Source organism: Photorhabdus temperata, from assembly GCF_025384845.1.
GTDB classification, from domain to species: Bacteria; Pseudomonadota; Gammaproteobacteria; order Enterobacterales; family Enterobacteriaceae; genus Photorhabdus; species Photorhabdus temperata.
The window spans coordinates 1-869 of record NZ_JAJAFX010000189.1 but is presented as its reverse complement, the minus strand read 5'-3'; the positions used below and the strand labels follow the sequence as shown (position 1 = coordinate 869).

Sequence of the window (869 nt, the reverse complement as noted above, 5' to 3'; positions counted from 1 at the left end):
AAAAGAATCGAATACAGCCTAATTTCACCATGGACAGATAATTTCGTGCTGTTTTTTCGTAGCGTGTGGCGATACGCCGATTTCCTTTGAGGAAACCGAAACAGCGTTCAACAACATTGCGATCCCGATAAGCCTGTTCATCAAATTGCGCCCGACCGTCAGTACTTCCTTTTTCATTGATTTTATACGGAATAATACTCTTTATTCTCAATTTCCTCAGATAACCGCGGAGTTTTCCTCCCGAATAGCCTTTATCCGCCAACACGGCTTTACCCCGCCGTTTCATGAAACCATTTTTGCGTTGGATGCCAATGCCGTCGAGCAAAGGGATTGCAGATTGACTTTCGTGAGCTTGTCCACCCGTCAAAATTAGATTGAGGGGAAAACCTTTTCTGTCGGTTGCCAAGTGGATTTTGGTGCCATAACCACCGCGGGAGCGACCCAGCGCATGATCGTCAGCGATATCAGGATGTTTTTTTTTGCCCCTGCGGCATCTTTACCGGCGCGAATATTGCTCCCATCCAGGCAAATTTCAGACCAGTCAATCAAGCCTTTTTCATCAAGAATGGACAGTAATCGATTAAATATCTTGTTAATAATGCCCGATTTTGACCAGCGATTAAATCGGTTATAGACCGTTTTCCAAGGACCATAGCGTTCTGGTAAATCGCGCCAAGGAGCTCCTGAGCACAACACCCAGAACATGCCATTAATCACTCTGCGATGTCCAACATAAGGATGTCCTGCTCGTCCTGAATGTAAAGGAGGCAAACAAGGTTCTATCAATACCCAGGCGTCATCAGGAATGTCGTAACGTGCCATCATCTCTCTCCAGCATTGAAGCCAATGAGATGATTATACTACTCATT

General features: G+C 45.3%; 1 protein-coding gene. It reads right to left on the bottom strand.

Annotated elements, in window-relative coordinates; all coding sequences use genetic code 11:
• Window positions 1-822, bottom strand: a protein-coding gene (locus LGZ99_RS24500; protein WP_262979856.1) for an IS5 family transposase whose coding sequence is annotated in 2 segments (ribosomal slippage) — window positions 1-480 and window positions 480-822 — 823 coding nt annotated over the 2 segments. Because the reading frame shifts where the segments join, the coding sequence is not laid out codon by codon here. This gene is flagged as partial in the annotation.
• Window positions 823-869: the final 47 nt, after the last annotated feature.